This window comes from Solibacillus sp. (assembly GCF_040273735.1).
Taxonomy (GTDB): Bacteria; Bacillota; Bacilli; order Bacillales_A; family Planococcaceae; genus Solibacillus.
Genome location: NZ_JBELZM010000005.1, coordinates 16,770 through 37,036 on the forward strand (window position 1 = coordinate 16,770; position 20,267 = coordinate 37,036).

General features: G+C 38.0%; 18 protein-coding genes. 12 read left to right on the forward strand and 6 right to left on the reverse strand.

Annotated features, from left to right (window positions below; translation table 11 throughout):
• Positions 1-13 precede the first annotated feature (13 nt).
• On the reverse strand, positions 14-1,009 hold the full coding sequence (locus ABS917_RS06740) for an aliphatic sulfonate ABC transporter substrate-binding protein (RefSeq protein ID WP_350478288.1): 996 nt from the start codon (positions 1,007-1,009) through the stop codon (positions 14-16).
• Between the two features lie 15 nt (positions 1,010-1,024).
• On the reverse strand, positions 1,025-1,801 hold the full coding sequence (locus ABS917_RS06745; protein WP_350478289.1) for an ABC transporter ATP-binding protein: 777 nt from the start codon (positions 1,799-1,801) through the stop codon (positions 1,025-1,027).
• Between the two features lie 337 nt (positions 1,802-2,138).
• Here ABS917_RS06745 and ABS917_RS06750 point away from each other — a divergent pair, with 337 nt between their 5' ends.
• The 7 genes from ABS917_RS06750 to ABS917_RS06780 all read left to right on the forward strand — a co-directional run bounded on the left by ABS917_RS06750 (position 2,139) and on the right by ABS917_RS06780 (position 9,374).
• The gene (locus ABS917_RS06750; protein WP_350478290.1) at positions 2,139-3,278 is read left to right on the forward strand and encodes a betaine/proline/choline family ABC transporter ATP-binding protein; all 1,140 of its coding nucleotides are present in this window, start codon (positions 2,139-2,141) and stop codon (positions 3,276-3,278) included.
• Positions 3,275-3,922: an ABC transporter permease gene (locus tag ABS917_RS06755; RefSeq protein WP_350478291.1), complete on the forward strand. Its 648-nt coding sequence runs from the start codon at positions 3,275-3,277 to the stop codon at positions 3,920-3,922. The genes ABS917_RS06750 and ABS917_RS06755 overlap by 4 nt, the downstream gene beginning before the upstream one ends.
• Positions 3,919-4,815, forward strand: a complete 897-nt coding sequence (locus tag ABS917_RS06760; protein ID WP_350478292.1) for an osmoprotectant ABC transporter substrate-binding protein — start codon at positions 3,919-3,921, stop codon at positions 4,813-4,815. The genes ABS917_RS06755 and ABS917_RS06760 overlap by 4 nt, the downstream gene beginning before the upstream one ends.
• Positions 4,812-5,495: an ABC transporter permease gene (locus tag ABS917_RS06765; RefSeq protein ID WP_350478293.1), complete on the forward strand. Its 684-nt coding sequence runs from the start codon at positions 4,812-4,814 to the stop codon at positions 5,493-5,495. Before ABS917_RS06760 ends, ABS917_RS06765 begins: the two co-directional genes overlap by 4 nt.
• A 289-nt stretch (positions 5,496-5,784) precedes the next feature.
• Positions 5,785-8,019: a YcdB/YcdC domain-containing protein gene (locus ABS917_RS06770; protein WP_350478294.1), complete on the forward strand. Its 2,235-nt coding sequence runs from the start codon at positions 5,785-5,787 to the stop codon at positions 8,017-8,019.
• A gap of 297 nt (positions 8,020-8,316) precedes the next feature.
• Positions 8,317-8,862 carry a GNAT family N-acetyltransferase gene (locus ABS917_RS06775; protein ID WP_350478295.1) on the forward strand — a complete coding sequence of 182 codons (546 nt, stop codon included), beginning with the start codon at positions 8,317-8,319 and terminating at the stop codon, positions 8,860-8,862.
• Complete coding sequence (locus tag ABS917_RS06780) at positions 8,862-9,374, forward strand: GNAT family N-acetyltransferase (protein WP_350478296.1); 513 nt, start codon at positions 8,862-8,864, stop codon at positions 9,372-9,374. Before ABS917_RS06775 ends, ABS917_RS06780 begins: the two co-directional genes overlap by 1 nt.
• Before the next feature lie 113 nt (positions 9,375-9,487).
• On the opposite strand, the gene ABS917_RS06785 is transcribed toward ABS917_RS06780, so the two are convergent.
• The 3 genes from ABS917_RS06785 to abc-f form a co-directional block, all read right to left on the reverse strand.
• Positions 9,488-10,432 (reverse strand): bile acid:sodium symporter family protein, encoded by a 945-nt coding sequence (locus ABS917_RS06785; RefSeq protein ID WP_350478297.1) that lies wholly within the window; start codon positions 10,430-10,432, stop codon positions 9,488-9,490.
• Positions 10,433-10,633: 201 nt separating this feature from the next.
• Positions 10,634-11,680 (reverse strand): LLM class flavin-dependent oxidoreductase, encoded by a 1,047-nt coding sequence (locus ABS917_RS06790; protein ID WP_350478298.1) that lies wholly within the window; start codon positions 11,678-11,680, stop codon positions 10,634-10,636.
• A gap of 121 nt (positions 11,681-11,801) precedes the next feature.
• Complete coding sequence (abc-f, locus tag ABS917_RS06795) at positions 11,802-13,250, reverse strand: ribosomal protection-like ABC-F family protein (protein ID WP_350478299.1); 1,449 nt, start codon at positions 13,248-13,250, stop codon at positions 11,802-11,804.
• A 474-nt stretch (positions 13,251-13,724) separates the two neighbouring features.
• Here abc-f and ABS917_RS06800 point away from each other — a divergent pair, with 474 nt between their 5' ends.
• Both ABS917_RS06800 and ABS917_RS06805 read left to right on the forward strand, forming a co-directional pair.
• Positions 13,725-14,357, forward strand: a complete 633-nt coding sequence (locus ABS917_RS06800; RefSeq protein WP_350478300.1) for a LysE family transporter — start codon at positions 13,725-13,727, stop codon at positions 14,355-14,357.
• A 357-nt stretch (positions 14,358-14,714) separates the two neighbouring features.
• Entirely contained in the window at positions 14,715-15,314 is a 600-nt protein-coding gene (locus tag ABS917_RS06805; protein ID WP_350478452.1) for a DedA family protein, read from the forward strand.
• A gap of 51 nt (positions 15,315-15,365) precedes the next feature.
• Here the strand turns inward: ABS917_RS06805 and ABS917_RS06810 are convergent, their stop codons facing one another.
• On the reverse strand, positions 15,366-16,229 hold the full coding sequence (locus tag ABS917_RS06810; RefSeq protein ID WP_350478302.1) for a helix-turn-helix domain-containing protein: 864 nt from the start codon (positions 16,227-16,229) through the stop codon (positions 15,366-15,368).
• 212 nt (positions 16,230-16,441) lie between these two features.
• Between ABS917_RS06810 and ABS917_RS06815 the strand changes: the two genes are divergently transcribed.
• From ABS917_RS06815 to ABS917_RS06825, 3 genes are all read left to right on the forward strand, one after another.
• Entirely contained in the window at positions 16,442-16,759 is a 318-nt protein-coding gene (locus ABS917_RS06815) for a hypothetical protein (RefSeq protein ID WP_350478303.1), read from the forward strand.
• A gap of 128 nt (positions 16,760-16,887) precedes the next feature.
• Positions 16,888-19,371 carry a G protein-coupled receptor family protein gene (locus tag ABS917_RS06820; RefSeq protein WP_350478304.1) on the forward strand — a complete coding sequence of 828 codons (2,484 nt, stop codon included), beginning with the start codon at positions 16,888-16,890 and terminating at the stop codon, positions 19,369-19,371.
• Between the two features lie 26 nt (positions 19,372-19,397).
• Positions 19,398-20,234: an ABC transporter ATP-binding protein gene (locus ABS917_RS06825; protein ID WP_350478305.1), complete on the forward strand. Its 837-nt coding sequence runs from the start codon at positions 19,398-19,400 to the stop codon at positions 20,232-20,234.
• Positions 20,235-20,267 lie beyond the last annotated feature (33 nt).

The following is a 20,267-nucleotide window of genomic DNA, read 5'->3' on the forward strand; positions in this document are numbered from 1 at the left end:
CTCCTCAAAAGAATTACTTAACGGCTTCCTTATAAAAGCGATTGTCGAATATTTTGGAAACATCGATTCTTTGACGAATCGTCCCATGTTCATATTGAAAATCTGCCGTTTTTTGGTGTTCCTCAATAATTGCATCTTCTACTAAAATATTTATGCTTTTTGAGCGTTGCCTTGTTTGCTCTATTAACGCAACTGGTAGGTTACGTTCTTTCGCATAACGCTCAACGGCTTCCTCTTCGTTTGCTGTTTCCCATGCCAAAAGTTCATTAAATGTTTTTAAATACGTCACAACTAGTTCAGGATTTTCTTCAGTAAATTTTGACCGTGCAATCGTATATGAAGGGGAGAGAAGACCGACTGATTCTCCGTCTGCTATTATTGTTCCTTTATCAGACAGTGTATTAATAGTTAAGTAAGGTTCCCAAATTGCCCATGCATCCACACCACCTGAATCAAATGCGGCTTGTGCTTCATCAGGATTTAAATTGATTAACTCCACTTCATCTGGATTGATGTTTAATTTATCAAAGCTTCGTAAAATAAAATCATAGGCATTCGTTCCTTTGCCGACAGCAACTTTCTTACCTTTCAACTCTTCCATTGATGTAATGCCGCTGGATGATTGGACAATAACCCCTACATTTTTCTTGCCTTCCAATGTTTGAGAAATAATCTTGAACGGGATATTGGCCGCTTGTGCTGTAATGACAGGCATATTGCCAAGTCCCGCAAAATCCAATTTGTTAGAGGCAATTGCTTCTGTCATTGGTGGGCCACTATGGAATTCTACCCATTCTACTGTTGCACCGTACGATGCAAATGCTTTTTCAAATAATTGATCTTCCCTTGCCTTTCCGAACAAGCCGCCACTGCCTTGAACACCGATTCGAACAACTACATCATTATTATTTGAAGATGCTTTTGTTTTTTTGGATGTTTCATCACTTGCACACGCTGCCAACAGGAAGGTTAAAGCTAATAATAATAATGTGAATAACTGTTTTTTCATAAAATTTCTCTCCTTTTAAATTCCTGCACCAACTGTGTAGGATTCGTCTTCCACTTTTTCGAATTCGTTCAGTACATTGCGACGCATCTCCTGAAAGGAAATTGAAGACCGCTTTCTTGGGAAAGAAAGCTCAATAGGCAACACGGCTTTAATATGTCCAGGTCGCGGATTCATAATGACAACCCGTTGTCCGAGGAACACGGCCTCATCCAAATCATGTGTTACAAAAATCATTGTTGTTTTGTTTTTCGTCCAAATTTCGAGCAGTACTTCTTGCATATGTGAACGTGTAAATGCATCGAGTGCACCAAATGGTTCATCGAGCAGCAACACCTTGGGGTTTCTTAATAGTGCACGCGCAATGGACACACGCTGTGCCATACCACCTGAAAGTTGCTTCGGGTAGGCAGTTTCAAATCCATCAAGCCTTACAAGTTGAATTAATTCATTTACCTTTTGACGAACAGCCGGATTTTTTAAGGATTGATCGCCTGCGATGTTTTTTTCCACTGTTAGCCAAGGGAAAAGGCGTGGTTCCTGAAAAATAAAACCTTTTTCCAAACTAGGTCCCTTAATAGGCTTTTGGTCTAACTCAACACTGCCTTTATAAGTTGTATCGAGACCTGCAATAATTTTGAGTAAAGTACTTTTTCCGCATCCGCTAGGTCCTATAACTGTAATAAATTCACCTTGCTTAATTTGTAAATTTACATCTTTCAAAGCAATTACTTGTTCTGTCTGCGTTGTGAATACTTTGTTTAATGATTGAATGTTCAAAGCGTATCTTGACATTATTTCCCTCCTTAATCATAAAAAAAGAGGCACATATTGGCATCGGAAAATGCCAATATGTGCCTCTAGTTGTCTAGTCAGCGCTAAAACCTAGTAAACTTATATACATAATAAACAACGTGTAATATATTGTCAAACAATTTTGAAAACAATTTATCTAAGCAGATTTTTGAAAAGGTTACAGCATTATAAGAGTTATTACAAAATAAAGGATAAAAATCATACAATCGCAAATTTATTGTCTAGGTTGTTACGTTTCAGAAAAAAAGGGGTATGTAAATAACGTATTTTGTAAAAAGAGAAATACAATAATTCATTTGGAAAAGGGATGAGCTGTATGCTACATATTGAAAATTTACGAAAGGTATACCGTGGCGGGAAAGTGGCCGTCGATAACTTAACTCTTGATATTAAAAAAGGGGAGTTTATTGCATTTATTGGTACGAGCGGTAGCGGTAAAACAACAGCCCTTCGTATGCTGAATCGCATGGTAGAGCCTACTAGCGGAACGATTTCAATAAACGGAAAAGAGATTACGAAGATGAATCCGGTCACTCTCAGGAGAAGTATCGGCTATGTCATTCAGCAAATTGGTTTAATGCCGCATATGACGATTCGTGAAAATATTACGCTAGTACCACGGTTGCTTCAGTGGTCGAAAGAAAAGCGTGACGAAACGGCAAAGTATCTTATATCGTTGGTGAACTTACCTGAAACTTATCTGGATTATTATCCGTCACAGCTTTCGGGCGGGCAGCAGCAGCGGATCGGAGTAATTCGTGCTCTTGCAGCTGAGCAGGACATTATTTTGATGGACGAGCCGTTCGGTGCACTTGACCCGATTACACGCGATACATTACAGGACTTAATTAAGGAACTGCAAAAAACATTGGATAAGACAATAATTTTTGTTACGCATGATATGGATGAGGCGATTAAGCTAGCCGATCGCATCGCTATCATGCATGAAGGTAAGCTGGTGCAATTTGATACCCCTGACAATATACTAGCGAATCCGGCCAATGATTTTGTAAAAGAATTCATCGGTTCCCATCGTTTAATTCAACAAAAACCGAATATGAAAACGGTAGATGAAGTAATGATTAAACCAGTTTCAATCACAATAGAACGCAGCTTGGATGAGGCGATTCGCTTAATGGTTAAATCACGCGTTGATACGTTGTATGTTACAGATGGTCAAAATCGATTGCTCGGTTTTTTAACAGTCGAAAGTTTAACAGGGAATGCGCGCACGAAAAAAAGTGTTTCCGAAGTTTATAATCGGGATATCATTTTCATGAAGACGGGTTCCAAACTTCAGGATACTGTTCGTCGTATTTTAAATCTCAATCTGAGTAATATTCCGGTTGTTGATGATCAGCAACATCTCATTGGCCTCATTACTCGAGCGAACATCGTAGATATTGTTTACGATACGATTTGGGGAGAAGAGGAACAGGAGCTGATTGATGCATGATAAGCTTTTTTACGGAAAATAGTGCCGATATTTTACTTAAGACATGGGAGCATTTCTACATATCTTTTAGCGCTCTATTATTAGGAGTGGCCATTGCCGTTCCTCTGGGTATAGTGTTATCGAAAACGAAGACAATTGCAAAAATCATTTTAACGGTTACAAGTGTCCTGCAAACGGTACCGTCACTGGCTCTGTTAGCAATTATGATTCCTTTTTTAGGCGTAGGGAAAGTACCGGCGATTGTCGCTTTATGCATCTACTCTTTACTGCCGATATTGAATAATACGTTTATTGGGATGCGATCAGTGAATCAAAATATAAAAGCGGCAGGAACAGCAATGGGCATGACCCCGATGCAATCGATGCGAATGGTTGAATTACCGCTTGCAATGCCGATTATTATGTCGGGTATCCGTTTATCTGCAGTTTATGTTATTTCCTGGGCAACATTAGCATCATATATTGGTGCTGGCGGACTGGGTGATTTTATTTTTAATGGACTGAATCTATATAAAACAGAGCTCATTGTAGGAGGGGCATTGTTAGTAACTGCCTTAGCCCTGCTCGTGGACTTCCTGTTAAGTCGTTTTGAACGCTTCATGATCCCGAAGGGGCTTAGAATGCAAGGAGGTCGAGTATCTTGAAAAAATTCTTACTGCTTTTACTGTCTGTCATTGTTTTAAGCGCTTGTGGCAAGGAAGATGATAAATTACGTGTAGGGTCGGTAGTTTCTACAGAAGGTCAGATTACTGCATACATTGTAAAAGGAATGTTGGAGCATTATACCGATGAAGAGGTGGAATTAATCAAAAATCTAGGCTCAGCTGTCGTGCTTCATCAGGCGATGCTGAACGGGGACGCGAACATTTCTGCAGTGCGCTATACCGGAACGGATTTAACGGGTGCACTCGGACAAGAACCTGTTAGTGATCCTGAGCAAGCATTGAAGATGGTACAGGAAATATTTCAAAAAGAATATCAAATGACATTTTTCGATTCATATGGATTCAATAATACGTATGCTTTTATGGTAACAAAGGAAACAGCGGAGAAATACGGGCTGACTACAATCAGTGACTTGAAAAAAGTAGCAGGGGATTTACAGTTGGGTGTTGATACATCATGGATGAACCGTGATGGTGATGGATATAAAGCGTTCAGTGAAGCGTATGGCTTTAAATTTGGACGTGTCTTCCCGATGCAAATTGGGCTGGTGTATGATGCTGTTGCTCAAAACGAAGTAGATGTCGTGCTTGGCTATACGACTGATGGACGTATTGCATCCTATGATTTAACTGTTTTAGAGGATGATCTGCAATTTTTCCCGGCGTATGATGCATCACCATTTGCTGATACGGAATTATTGGAGAAAAAACCTGAAGTAAGAAAGGCTCTGCAACGACTAGTTGGAAAAATTTCCACAGAAGAAATGCAACGCCTGAATTTCCTGGCTGACAATAACTTAATTGAACCAGCCGTTGTAGCCGAGGAATTTTTAAAGGAACACGATTATTTTTCAGGAGATGATACACCATGACAGATATGACGCAGCTATCGGTAGTTGAACAATTTTTCTTTTATATGAGAGAAAACGGTTCTTATGTATTTTCACAGTTTCTCTCACATTTTCAGTTGTCTGTGTATGGTGTATTGCTTGCATCTATAATAGGTATTCCAATAGGGATTTGGATTTCAAAATTTCCGAATTTTTCGGGACCAGTAATTACACTTGCAAATATTATTCAAACGATCCCAGCGCTTGCATTAATGGCGATCATTATGCTCGTGTTAGGTCTCGGGAAAACGACGGTTATAGTGACTGTACTCTTTTATTCTCTTTTGCCGATTGTCAAAAATACGTTTGTCGGTATCAGGAATATTGATCGAAGCTTAACTGATGCTGGGCGCGGTATGGGGATGACAAAACTTCAAATCCTGTATATGGTGGAACTGCCACTGAGCCTCTCCGTTATCATAACAGGTATTCGAATTGCCCTTGTCGTAGCAATCGGAATTGTCGCAATCGGTGCGTTTATCGGGGCAGGCGGACTTGGTGATATTATCATTCGAGGGACAAATGCTACGAGCGGGACAGCTATTATTGTAGCGGGTGCACTTCCAACCGCTATAATGGCAATTTTGGCAGATGTTTTACTGTTATGGCTCGAGAAACGACTTGATCCAATGAAACGAAAAAAACTAAGAGTTGCTGCTTAAAAAAGAACAGAAAGTCTAAAACCACCTATATTATAAAATAGGTGGTTTTTATTCTTTTAGGAATAATTTAAAATAACCGTCACGACAACTGGTAATATTTTCTGTAAGAGAGGAAAAGGGGGTTTTATTTTTTATGTTATTAATAAAACGATTAGACATATGGTTGATCAGCATTGGAGATTTGTAATGCAAAGGTAGAATATTACATTTTATGAAACCTTTAGGGTGTTTAATTCGTATTATGTAAGTGTAAACAGGTGTTTACGAAAAAGAGATAGGGGGATGAAGAGTGGTAACTTTTAAAAAAGCGGGTGCAATGTTAACTGCAACAGCGCTATCTGTAGGGCTATTAGCACCAATTGCTAGTGCTTCAACAATGGGAAATGAACGTATGGGTATGGAGACATTACCGATTAAGGTCGCACAAACGAATACAACGGTAACAAAAGATGATTTAATGAAGCGTTTCCGAGAATTATTTCCAAATGAGTTCCTAAATGTATCTGAAAAAGATTTTCGTACTGGTACAGGATTTTCACATCCTGCAGATTCCACGGTGCGTTATGAACTTTATTTCTCAAAGAATTTTGATGACCAATATGAACATGGAAGCTTTGTTTTTGTGGGAGATACGTTAGAGTTAGAACAATTCTACTATCAACCAGTAAACACAAAGGATGTATTGTTCCCGGCAAAATATTCAAAAGAAGAAGCGCAAAAATCAGCGGATAAATTTATGGAGAAATTCAATAAAGGCGAGGGGTATGAGCTTGTGCCAAACGCACACGATTATTATTCACCATCCATTTTAACGCAGCCTGTTGAATATTCATTTATTTATGAGAAGAAAAATTCAGGTATTCCAATTTCAGATCAGACTATTAATATCCGTGTTTTAGGAGATGGCACAGTATCATCATTTTATAGAACAACCTCTCCAAAAAATAATTTCACATATGATGATCCGTCCAAAAAACAAGATGAATCTTCCATTGCTAACCGCGTGCAAGATGCTTTAAAAGCACAGTTGTCATATACAATCGTACCGGATTATTCAACAGGGAATCACAAAGTTAAGCTTGTTTACGAACCAAATAGCCAGGTCATTTCAGGTATCCATGCGCAAACAGGGGAATGGTTGACTTTGGACGGGCTCTCTTCAACATTATCAGCTAAACCAATTACACCAATTGTATCAGCGCCATTAGCGGCAAAACAGCCGAATATGACGGCAGAGCAGGCGCGAGCATTGGCCGAGAAATTGCTTGCAACAGATATTAAAGGTGTTCAACTAGAGATTGGGGCAGTTGATGAAACAACATCGGAGACTGGTAAAGAAGTCTTCAACATTCAATATATGTATAACTATCGTAATGGTGGAACAGGGACTGTACTAACAATTGATAAAGCAACAGGGGAATTCATTCATTATAGTGATATTAAAAGTAATCTCGAAGTAGACAATGATGACAGCGAAGAAGAAGTAAAATTAACACAAAAACAGGCATTGGATAAAGCAATCGCCCTTGTGAAAGAATGGATACCTTCATCAGCTCACAAGTATGCATTGCCTGTAAATGATGGCTACCACGAGCGCTATAATAACAGTTATAACTTTTCATTCCCGCGTATTGTGAACGGCTTACCAGTATCAGGAGACTATATCTCAGTAGGGGTCGATGCCAAAACAGGTGATTTAGTAAACTTGTATATGAGCGATTATGGTGATTTGGAGTGGCCGGCAGCAACTGATATTATATCAGAACAGGAAGCAACAAAAATGTTGAAAGATGAGTTGAAACTGAAGCTGCAATATGTGAATCATCCAAAAGTGGGGAATGAGCAGCATTACAGTTTAGCATACCAACCAGTCTTCAAAGAAGGGGCGTCCTCGGGCATTGATGCCAAAACAGGTGAATGGCTAGATACTTATGGGATGGCCAATTCGGACAAGCCGAAAATCGAGCATCCAAAAGCTGCCGAAGAATTAAATTATTTAATTCATGCTGGTATTTTAGAAGTAAATGAAAAGTTTAACCCAGATGCATCTATTACAAAAGAGGAAGCGTTAAAAGTATTACTAAAATCGGTAACATACATGTATTACAGCTCTAGATACAATGAGTTTGAAACGGCAGACGAGTCGTTTACTGATATAACGCCAGACGATTCCTCATATCCATTTGTCACACGTGCATTAAAAATGGGAATGCTTGATGCATCTACTAAAACATTTAATCCTAAAACAGCTCTTACAAATCAGGAGTTGGCAAAATGGGTAATTGGTACACTGAAATTAAATAAACCTGCACAACTTAAAGATATTTATGAATTGAAATACAGTGATGCAGCACTAGTGGATAAGGAATTACGTGGTCACGTGGCATTAGCATATGCAATAGGATTACTTGAAGCTGAAAATAATCAGTTGAAGCCAACTAGTGAAGTTACGTATGCACAATTAGCTCAAGTGACAATTCGTTTAGCTCATAAAATGAACGAATATCAGATTAATAACTATTAATAGCAGGATTTGTTTTTAACACATCGATTAAATGAAATATCCCTTGCCATTCAATCGGCAAGGGTTTTCATATTTTAATATTGATTTAAAGATGCACGGTTCGTCCGTTGTGAATTCGGATGACCAATACATATAAGCGTTATATACAATCAAAGAAGTAAAAAAATACTTATGTGGAACAGAAGCGGAGTCTTATAAGTTGAAGCCGAATAAGCGAACTATTCAATTTAAAAATCATTTTGATCACTGAATTATGTAAATTGCTTAAAATAATTGTTTTACGAAAGGAGCAGTACTATGTTTCCAAATTTAGAAACTGAACGACTCGTTTTAAAAGAAATTCTACCTTCCGATGTAGAAGCGATCTATTCAATTTTTTCAAACGAAGAGGTAACAAAATTTTATGGGTTGAGCACATTTAATAAAATGGAGCAGGCAGAAAAGTTAATACAGGCATTTACTCGTAATTTTCAATCTGAAAAAGGGGTACGCTGGGGAATTGAAAGGAAGGGCGTTCCGGGGCTAATCGGTACAATTGGCTTTAATTCATGGTCAAAAGCGCATCAACGGGCAGAAGTGGGATATGAAATTCATCCGGACTTTTGGCGTAATGGTTATGCATCGGAAGCAGTAGCTAAAATCGTTGAATATGGATTTCAAGAGATGGAGTTAACAAGAATCGGTGCTATCGTTTTTGTAGAAAACAACGATTCCAGTCAATTATTGATGAAACAGGGATTTGAAAAGGAAGGCATTTTAAGAAAGTATATGTACCAAAATAACAAGGCTTTCGATGTAATTATGCTAGCGAAGTTTAATCGGCAAAATGGTGGAGATGAATAATGGATATTAACCAAAATGAGGTTTACTTTAGAAAGTTAAAATTAGAAGATTTTAATGCTGTAGTCGGTTGGAGTAGGGATGATCATTTTTGTGAAGCAAACGGATGGCAGAAAAATAGAGATCATATGGAATTATTTAAATGGTGGGAACGTTGTGTAACCAATCAACAAAAAGAAATGATCCGGCTTGGAATTGAATATAAAAATAAACTTATCGGTTATGCAGATTTAGCAGAAATTAAAAATAATAGTGCTGAAATTGGTATTGCTATAGGAGACAGTACTCTATGGAATGTTGGTATCGGTACACAAATGATAGAAAGATTAATGGGGTATGCGAATGAACAATTCGGAATCACCACATTTTACGGAGAGACACACGAAACAAATCATCGCTCCAGAAGGATGTTGAAGAAGGCTGGATTCAGTGAAGAAAGCTGTGAAGGAACTGAATTATACATAGGTAAAGAAGTGAAGTTAGTACAATATAAGTTATTTTTGAAAGAAAAATAAGTTTTTGTACCGGAAGTGAAGAACGATTTATACAAATTTGTAAAATTTACATATAAACCGAAATAAAAAGTAGTACGAATCAAGATGCATTCGTACCACTTTTTATATAATATCTATTTTTTGTTTTCCTCTTTATTTGCTTTTGAACCCCAATATGTAGCAAGAACCGGTCCTGAAATATTGTGCCAGAAACTGAAGATCGCACTCGGAACGGCTGATACCGGGTCGAAGTGGGCCATCGCTAATTGCGCTCCTAAACCTGAGTTCTGCATCCCAACTTCAATCGATATTGCTTTTTGATCATCGTATTTCAGTTTAAATAGTTTCGCTACTAAATATCCTAATAAATATCCTAAACCATTATGTAAAATAACAATGGCAAAAATGATTAGTCCTGTTTCTAAAATTTTATCGCGGCTTCCGCTTACTACGGCAGCAACGATCATAACGATTGCGACAACCGATACTGTTGGAAGAATATCAACACTTTTTGCAACAAGTGGTTTAAATAAGAACTGTGCAATGATTCCTAAAATAATCGGAATTAACACAACTTTAATTACTGACATAAACATGGCCATAAATGAAACCGGTAACCATTCGCTTGCTAATAAGTAAATAAGAGCCGGTGTTACAAACGGTGCCAATAATGTTGTACATGATGTAATAGTAACAGATAAAGCTGTATTTCCTTTTGCGAGGAATGTCATAACGTTTGATGACGTACCCCCTGGACAACAACCTACTAATATAACCCCAACCGCAACTTCAGGTGGTAAATTGAAAACTTTGGCTAACGTAAATGCCAGTAACGGCATAATGACAAATTGTGAAACAATCCCAATAATAACGCCTTTCGGATGTTGAAGAATTAATTTAAAATCATCTAATTTTAAAGTCATCCCCATACCAAACATGACAATCCCTAGTAATATGGTGATGTAACCGCCAATCCATGTGAAGTATTCTGGTATCCAAATCGCTAAACCAGCTGCAACGAGTACCCAGATCGCAAATGTATTTCCTGCAAACTTACCTATCTTCTGTAAAACTTCCATGATGATGTAACCTCAGCTTTCTATTTAATTCATGTTATTGTAATTTATTAAATTTATAATTGCAATAATTTTCAGAATTTTAAGCAATTTAGTTATTATTCTAGTAAATATAGTCTAAAAGTTTCTTGGAAATGAAATAAGCAAACGTCATAAAAAATAGGCTGTGCAGTCTTTTGCTGCACAGCCCGTAAACTAACATTCTTATCTCTTCTTCAATTTTGCTACTTCTTCACGTACAATTGGTGCAACTTTTGTACCTAACTGTTCGATGGCATGCAGCACTTGGTCATGCGGCATGGAACCGACTGGCATGTGTAAGAAAAATCTTGAAATGCCGACATGTTCGTAAAGATAGATGATTTTCTTTGCAACCGTATCAACATCGCCTACATAAAGAGCGCCTTCCAAGCTGCGGGCATCATCAAATGCTTCGCGTGTGTAAGGAGCCCATCCACGCTCACGGCCAAGTTTTGTCATTGCCGCTGCTGTCGAAGGGAAAAACTGTTCTACTGCAAGTTCTGTTGTATCTGCAATAAAACCGTGTGAATGGGAAGCGACACGCAGCTTTGAAATATCGTGGCCTGCTTTTTTTGCCACATCGTAATACAGTTGTACGATGCGTGCAAAATACAGTGGACTGCCGCCGATAATCGCCAATGTTAACGGCAAGCCCAATGTGGCTGCACGGATTGCAGATTGTGGTGTACCGCCGCTCGCCACCCAAATTGGTAGCTTTTCCTGTACAGGGCGCGGGTAGATTCCGCGCCCTGGAATAGATGGACGGAAATGGCCAGTTGAAGACACAATTTCATTTTCCTGAAGATTTAATAATAAATCGAGTTTTTCTTCAAAAAGCTCATCATAGTCGTTCAAGTTGTTGCCGAACAGCGGGAACGATTCAATGAATGAACCGCGGCCAGCCATAATTTCGGCGCGGCCGTTCGATAGTCCGTCAAGGGTTGCGAATTGCTGGAAGACACGTACCGGGTCGTCAGAGGAGAGCACCGTTACAGCGCTCGTCAGTCGAATTTGTTTTGTTTGCATTGCAGCTGCAGCGAGTACGACGGAAGGAACAGATGCTGCGTAATCTTCGCGGTGATGTTCTCCGACACCATACACATCCAATCCTACCGCATCGGCAAGCTTAATTTCTTCGACAATCTGTCGCAGTCGCTCGGCATGACTTACTGTTTCACCTGTTAAAGCGTCCGGTGTAGTTTCTGCAAAAGTTGAAATACCTATTTCCATGTGATGACCTCCAAATAATAAATGGCTCGTTACCTTTTCTTACTATCATTACCATACGAATTATTTTAGTGCACATTGGTTGGAAATGAAAGAATTGTATCTTTCATAAAGAACTGAGAAATTACTCTTCAACTAATGCGTTATCTTTTATATTTAAAATTCTTGTAGCCACTTGCTTAACAAAATAGTCATCATGAGAAACAAATAGAATAGTGCCGTCATAGGCTTGGATAAACTTTGCCAATGCCTCTTTTGTAGCCATATCAAGGAAGTTGGTCGGTTCATCAAGCAGGAGAACATTATATTGACCTAAAAACAGCTGACTTAAAAGCAATCGAATCCGTTCACCGCCGCTTAAAACAGTTATCCGCTTTTGCAGATCATTCTGTTCAAACTGCATTTGATGCAGAACAGTGCGAATGAACGCATCGCTGTATTCGCTTCGCATTTTTATATAACTCCAAACGGTCTTATCCGGTAAGTTTTGATAAGCAAGCTGTGAAAAATGGCCGATTTTTACTTTCGGCGAAAGATCGATGTTTGGATGCTTTTCGATAATCGCCTGCAGCAATGTTGATTTTCCGCTGCCGTTCGGACCTGTTATTGCTATTTTATCCTGTAAGCGAACTTGAAATTGACATTGATCCAACAGTAACTTCTCTCCAATTGCTAAAGTAAGGCCTTGCATCATAATCGGCACTTTATTATGAAGTTCCATTGCTTTCGATTGTTTAAAATGAAGTGGCACATCTTCTTTAACTTTCTCGACAACAGGTAGCTGTTCAATCCGTTTTTCCATCGCTTTAGCCGAGCGATAAGCCGATTTTTGGCTCGTTCCTTTAGATTTTGTTTCAAACATACGATTCGCTTTGGCCTTCGTTTCTTTTTTTGACATCTTCTTAGCCTCGGTAATTTTTTCGGCTTTTTTCATTTTTTCAGCAACAGCCTTTTCCAGGTGTGCCTTTTCACGAACATATTTATCATGGGCAGCTGCTTGCTCCTGTTTTTCCCGTTCTTTTTGCTCTGCATAATCGGAATAATTCCCGCTATAGATCGAAACATGTCCATCATTTACTTCCCAGATTGTCGTAACGATGCTATCCAGCAAGTTTCGATCATGACTGACTATTACGACTGCTCCGTAGTAATAGCGGAGTTGCTCCTGCAAAAAACGGATGCCGTCCTGATCTAAATGTGTTGTCGGTTCATCAAGAAGCATAGCCTCGTAGTAATGGCTGAATGCCTGTGATAACTTAAACCGCGTTTGTTCACCGCCGCTATGTGGATCGACTGCCTTCATTTTATGGGCAAGCGTGATATCGATATTGTCTTGTATAACGGCAGGGGATGTTTGCTTAAAATAAAAATAATCGACATGTGCATTTACATTCCCTTGTTGTGGAATGAGCTGACCGGTTAATAATTTCAATAAAGTACTTTTACCTGCACCGTTTTTACCGACAATCCCAATGCGGTCAAATTGATAAATAGCCAGCTGCGGGATTGTAAGTACATCCTTATCTAAAAATTGTACGTGTATATTTTTCAGTTCAAAGCTTAAGTTTTCCATTCTTGCTACCTCCGAAATATAAAATTTCGTACCGATAGCCTATCGATACGAGCGGTCTGTGTAATTCGCCCGTATTAAAAGAATAGTAGCATCTGCATAGTTTTAGCCCTCCATTTTGTAAATGAGTCTAAAACGCAATAAAAAAGCAGACATATGTATGCCTGCTCCGAAAAAATATAGAAATCTCCCGTTTAAAGAGGAATCCCTATGATTTCATCGTTTACAAGCATGACAAAAAAGCCCATCACTAATGGGTTTGCTTTTTTATTGCCAGCTTAGCGTAAACGAATTGAAAACATAGAAAAATCCCTCCTTCTCATAAATTAATGCCATCATAATAGATTTCCGGAAATAAATCAATACTGGAATTAACTAGGGAAAGTATAAATATGATTGAAGATTTATAAAAATTCAAATATAATTATATTTATAAAACGGACGTAAGAAGGAATTTTTCTTGGAAGACGTGGTCGAATGAGTTTATATTTTGCGTATGTCATGATTGGCCTTGCCATTGCAATGCCGGTTGGTGCCATTACAGTCGAAATGACGAAACAGGGTTTGAAAAATGGGTTTATGCACGGTTGGGCGGTAGGGCTAGGCGGAATGACAATTGATCTGGCTTTAATCATTGCCTTGTATTTCGGGGTGGCAAAATTTTTATCGCTGGCGTATATTCAGCTTCCGCTTTGGTTAATTGGAGCCGCTTTTTTATTTGTTTTAGCTATCGATTCAATAAAAAATGCAGATAAAGATATTACGTTAGCTGGTGAGAAAGCAAATAAATCTTTTTTATCAACATATCGTAATGGTTTATTAGTTGCTGTTTCACCGGGGAATCTCGTTTTCTGGATTTCTGTATTTGGAGCCGTTTTGGCCGACTCTTATGCAGGGAAAGGGGCCAATCAATTTTTGATTGTTGCACTAGGCATTTTATCGGGTATTTTACTGCATGATATTGGTCTTTTAACGATTGTTTCACTTACAAGGAAAGTCATGAACCGAGCGATGATTAAATGGACTTCCATTATTGCAGGCTTATTATTATTCGGATTTGGCTGTTACTTTATCTATGAATTTATTCATGATTTAAAAGCATTGATTTAACTATTAGAACAGGTGATTCCAGAGTACATATGGTTTCGCCTGTTTGTTTTATACTTGACGTATTAGGAAGAGGCCATGCTGACTGACATATCGCTTTTTGCATAGACATACACTGCTATAAAATTAAAAGTTTTGTGGATGAGGCAACATTTGTGAGGAGAGGACGTTCTATTCTAAAGAAGAACATACATAATAACGGCATGTTTTCACAATTCTATTGTGAATCGGTTAAAGTTTTTGTATGCTAAGTGAATGTAGAAGTGGACTTTGGAGATAAAATCGTGTTTTGTCGATTTTAACTTTGGATATTGCAAATGATTGGAGTTGTTTTTGTTGTTAGATACAATCATTCTATCAATGATTGAGTTTTTTAAAGGGTTTGGCTATTTCGGTGTGTTACTTGCACTTTGCTTTGAGTTTATTCCAGCAGAAGTCATATTACCGATGGCCGGGTTTTGGATTGCTCAAGGGGAATACAGCTATTGGTTAATGGTGCTTGCCGGAACAGTAGGCGGAACAATCGGACCGTTGACTTTATATGCGGTAGGGCGTTATGGTGGTCGTCCAATCGTCCTGAAATACGGAAAATTCTTCTTGATTACTGAAAAGCAAGTGAATGCATCGGACAAGTTTTTCGCAAAATATGGTGCGGGTGTCGCATTCTTCGGACGCTTCATGCCAATCGTCCGTACAGCAATTTCGGTACCATGCGGGATGACTAAAATGAATGTATGGAAATTTACAATCTATACATTTTTAGCAATGTTTCCAATTACCGCACTTTATGTTTATTTAGGCATTAAGCTAGGGGAAAACTGGGAGCAGGCAGGAGATCTGTTTAAACAGTACTTGCAGCCGTTTGTCATCATCATCATTATTCTGGCAGTAATTTATGCGATTTATAAATACCGCATTAAGTTATTAGAGCGTAAAATGAATTTCCCTAATAAAAAATAAATTCAAAGGGCAGCCGTGTTTAACAGGCTGCCCTTTTTAATTTGCTCTATATTATTTAACGATTATATTATTTTTTATTTCTTTCTCCAGCATTTTCACTAGTTCTGCTTGTTCTAAATGTTGAAGTAGCGTTAACCCCTTCTCAATAAAACCTTCATTCAATCCGTTTAAATTATTTAGACAGACGCCTTTTCTCACATAACAAATCGACAGGTTGATAAAAAGCTGCTCCGATTTACATTTACCGATTGCATCATTCAACAGATGGAGTGCGGTTTCAAAGTCTTTTCCTTTTATATTAATAAGCGACAGATTGATCAGAAAGTTTATTTTCAACTTATTAATATTTTGAAATCCGTTGTACTTGTCGATATGGCGAAAAGCAAATTCTTTTATTTCGGTTGCAGTAGAAATCGGAAATACAAATAAAATTGCATTAAGCAAATAAATATCAGCTAAGTACAATGAATTTCGTTGAGAGAGATCCTTCCATAAGGGAGATAACGTTTCAGAAGCCCGTATAAAATCACTGGATCTTGCCAAAACGAGCATGCCTTCCATTACAGTTCGAATATTCATGATTAAATTGTCATTCGGATTTTGCTGTAAATAAGCTGTACATTCTTTAATCATTTGGAGCAGGGCATTTTCGGAATTATATGTTTGATTGTAAAACTTTTTCATAATCCTTTGCCGGTCATGCATTTTATAATTGTTGCTTATGTATTCAAATTCCTCATACGACATTTCAAGCCGCCCCAAAAATTCCTTCAGAATCGAGAATTTAATTTCTCTGTTTTCTCCTTTTTCAAACTTAGAGTAGTTGCCCTGTGAGCATATTTTTTCACTGACATATTGTTGTGAATAGCCTTTACCAACCCTGATTTCTTTTATAACTTGTCCGTAATTATTCATTTCATCACCTAAATTATTCTTTTAGGCATATTATACACTTTTAGTAGGATTGTTTGTAAAATTAATACAAAGGAGGGGACGAAATGGTAAATTTATTAATCACAACTTTAGAACTGTGGATTATTGGAACTGGTGGAGGATAAGTTAAGGAATTAGAAGATTCATATATATAGCAATCAGGTTTTGGAATAGGAATAGGGGAGGAATCAATGATGAAAAAATTTAAATTGTTAAGTTTAAGTTTATTAGCAGCAATTTCTTTAAGTGTATCCATAAATATTTCAAGTATCCAAGCAGCTGAAAGTTTGACGCCTGAAGTTTCTGAATCATCCGATACACTCTGGTATTCTAAAGAAGTGCCATATACAACGACACAATCAATGTGGGTAACGGTTACTCAAGACGGGAAAACGTATTCTGGTTATTTGTATAATCGTGGCTATGCTGTAGGGAAGCCGGGCTATTCCTTCTTTTCAGGTACACTTAAAACAGGACCATATGCACCGCTTAGTAACACAGACCAGGAGTAATGGATAAAATCTGAACCTAATAATTTTCATATCCTCTTTGAACAGGTTGAGCCATCCGCTTTTTTGGCAAATCTGCTCAAAGAGGAATTTATATTTTCAGCATACTATAAGGGTAAGGAGGAGGAATGATGAATGAAGTGATTCGTTTTCTCGTGAAAGGCTGGTTAAAAAGCAAATATATTTTTATATTACCTGTTGCAATTATTGTACTTGTCGGGACGATGCTCGTAATTAATAGTACGCAATCTGGTGCTACCAGGCAGGAATTGCAGGAAACTTTCAACAATCGGAAAGATACAGTACATTTGCTGATCACGAGTACATTAACTAAAGAACGTGTTATAGGTCTCACTCCGGAAGAACAGCAATCATTGGAAAGTCTTCTATTGAAAGAGCAATATATAAACAATATTTTAAAGAAATTAGACGACAACGATTTACAGATTGCCGACCAGCAGCTTGCCTATTTAAACGAATATGAAAACTACATAGCATTCAAAGCAATCCCTTATATTGGGGAACATACAGTGGCAGTTGAAAAGGAGAAAGCGGAAGCGCTCATTGATCATCAGTTGGCCTTTACCGAACAAAATACGCCATTTAAAACGGCCTTATTTACAAAACAATTATTCCAAATTCTATTCAGTCCCGTTACGGCCTTTCTTCTATTACTAGTTTTTTGCTATAAATATATTTTTGATCGGGAAAATCGGACATTCGATTTCTTTAAAATCAATTCATTGTCCAGTACTGCCATTTATTTTGGATACTTGATTCCTTTAATGATGATAGTCCTTTGTTACATCATCATTGCAGGCATTGTGTCGTTACTGCCGCCATTATTAACAGGCAATCTCAACACAATTTACTATCCTGTAGAAGTGGCATTTAATTCCGAAATCATTTTAGTCCCAATATGGAAATGGCTTGTGTTTATACCGATTAGTTGGGGGATTTTCAGTGCGATATTATTGCTGCTGTTTACTTGCCTGATTAAACAGCAAGCGAAACTAGGTTTACTGTTCACGCTGATGAGTTTACCGGTCTTAATCAGCTATATGATTTATTTGAAGTCCGGGTTTCAGATGTATAACCCGATTCACTTGATTGTCTCTTATGAACAGTTGTTACTGAATACAAATCGGTTTGTCCCTTATTTAATCATCATGTTACTGCTAGTTATGATAGGTACCGGCATAACTTATGCTGTCCTTAATATGAAAAATATCAGTTTCGGAGTTCCTGAATTTACAGCATCCAAAAAACAGTATCGACAAAACAGGAAATTTAAATTATTAAAATTTGAGTATATGAAAAAGAAGCGAAATGGCCATATTCTTTTTACCGTTCTTCTACTGTTCGGAATAATTGGCGGTACGGTCATTGTAGTGAATGAGCAGTTCCGGACATTTCCTGACAAAGCACTGGAAATAATTGAGAGTTCCCAAAATACGATTATCCAAGATCAAACACATTGGAAGCTGGTCGCAGATGAATTTGAAATGGAGCAGGAATTGCAACGACGAATGGCTGAGGAAACGGGTGAAGAGCTGGAAATGCCTGATCAAAATCCTTATCACTCAATGATTAAACAATTAGAAATGCGATTTGAGGCGTTGGAACATCTGAAGGCAGATATCCACTCACCTACATTTGCCGAGACATTTCGGAATGTGATGAACTCATTTGAGCCCGGTTCTTATAAAGAAAGCGATAATACACTTTGGACATTGACTGACATGGCATCAGAAGAGCAGGAAATTATTCTGGATGGCAAAAGGATAGCCCCGTGGCCGCTTGGACATAAATGGGTATCCAATTTTGATGATCCGCATCAGGCTTTAGATCAAGAACATTATGAGCGTTTAAATCTGTTCCAGGAACAAAATACGAAATACGGAGACAGCGGTTTGTTTGCAATGTACAGGTTCTTGGATTGGAACATGATGTTGTTCGTCCTGTTTTTATTTGTATTATTGCTATGGACAACGATTGCCGACGAATATAGGCCGAATCCATCGATGAACTTTTTAGCAACAAAACCGATTCGATTTTCCTCTATTTATATATCGAAATGGATTTATAATTTTGTGATTGCCTGTAGTTTGTTGCTTATTACGGGTTCTATTATTTTCCTGATCGCTATATTGGTTGGCGGTGTAGGTGACAGGGATTATCCTGTATTGATTTATGCAACAGAACGGCTGGAGGAGTACTTTTTCTTTTCAACTGCGAACAATGCCTATTTCTATTTTGAAAGTTTGACGACGCTGCTTGTCAAAAGTGGAGTGCTTGTATTCCTGCAGCTATTCTTTTTAAATGGCTTGTTCAGCTTTATCGGGAAACTGATGAAAAACCATTATGCAGCGATTATCGTTACATCCATACTTGTCATTGCCGGGTACTTTGCAGGGAACCATTATATAGAACTAAAAAGTAGTATGTATAATCCGTTTGTATATTTTGATACATGGAATATTGTAGATGGTTGGAAATCGATTGAGGCAAATAACGTAAAAGTGAATTTCCTGACGGGTGCGGTCATTTTACTAATCAGCGGGAGCCTATTGTTCTGTATGGGGCTTTTATTTAAAAGGAAGGTGACATCATAATGGTATTGCAGGTGAACAAACTTGAAATGAAATACAAAAGTAAACGCGTACTGGATAATATTACGTTTTCAATCGGTACCGGTGAAATAGTAGGCATCGTCGGACCGAATGGTGCAGGGAAATCATCATTAATGCGCTCGGTATTAGGATTGGAAGAGATTAATAACGGCACTGTTCACATAAACAATATTTCCAACAGCAATCCTGAATTCTTTAAATTTATTTCCTTTTTACCAAGTGATAATTACTTGTATATGCAGTTAACCGGCTATGATCATCTGTCATTTGTGGCGAACATTTACAATATAGCGCAACAAGAAATAGATGAGGTCATAAAGTTGATCGGCATCAGCTCATATGTGCATCAGCCCGTCAAAGCTTATTCTTACGGAATGCGTCAACATTTGCTGATTGCATTAAGTATATTGACAAGGCCGCTCATTATTTTAATGGATGAACCTTTTAATGGACTGGATCCGACGAGCATCATTGAATTGAAACAATTGATTCCAGTGCTGAATGCAAAAGGAATCAGCATTGTAATTTCGACGCACAACCTGGATCTACTGGAGGATTTGACGGATACGGTCTGGTTTATTAAAGAAGGGAAGCTTTATACAGATCCGTTGCATTCTAATAAGGAAGTCCAATACGAAATTAAGTATTCGCATAGTGATCTTCCTCAAGTAATGAAAAAGAGCCATCTTCCTTTCCAAATTAAAGATAGTCTGCTCATTACAGATGCTGCATTTGCGATTGAAACTTATCTTCAATGGCTATTAAAAAATGGTGTGCAAATTCACTCTGTGAATCCGATCAACCGGAACTTGGAAGAGCTGTATCGGGATTTTTATAATCTATAACAGAAATAAGCCGTTGTCATAAAGTATGACAAC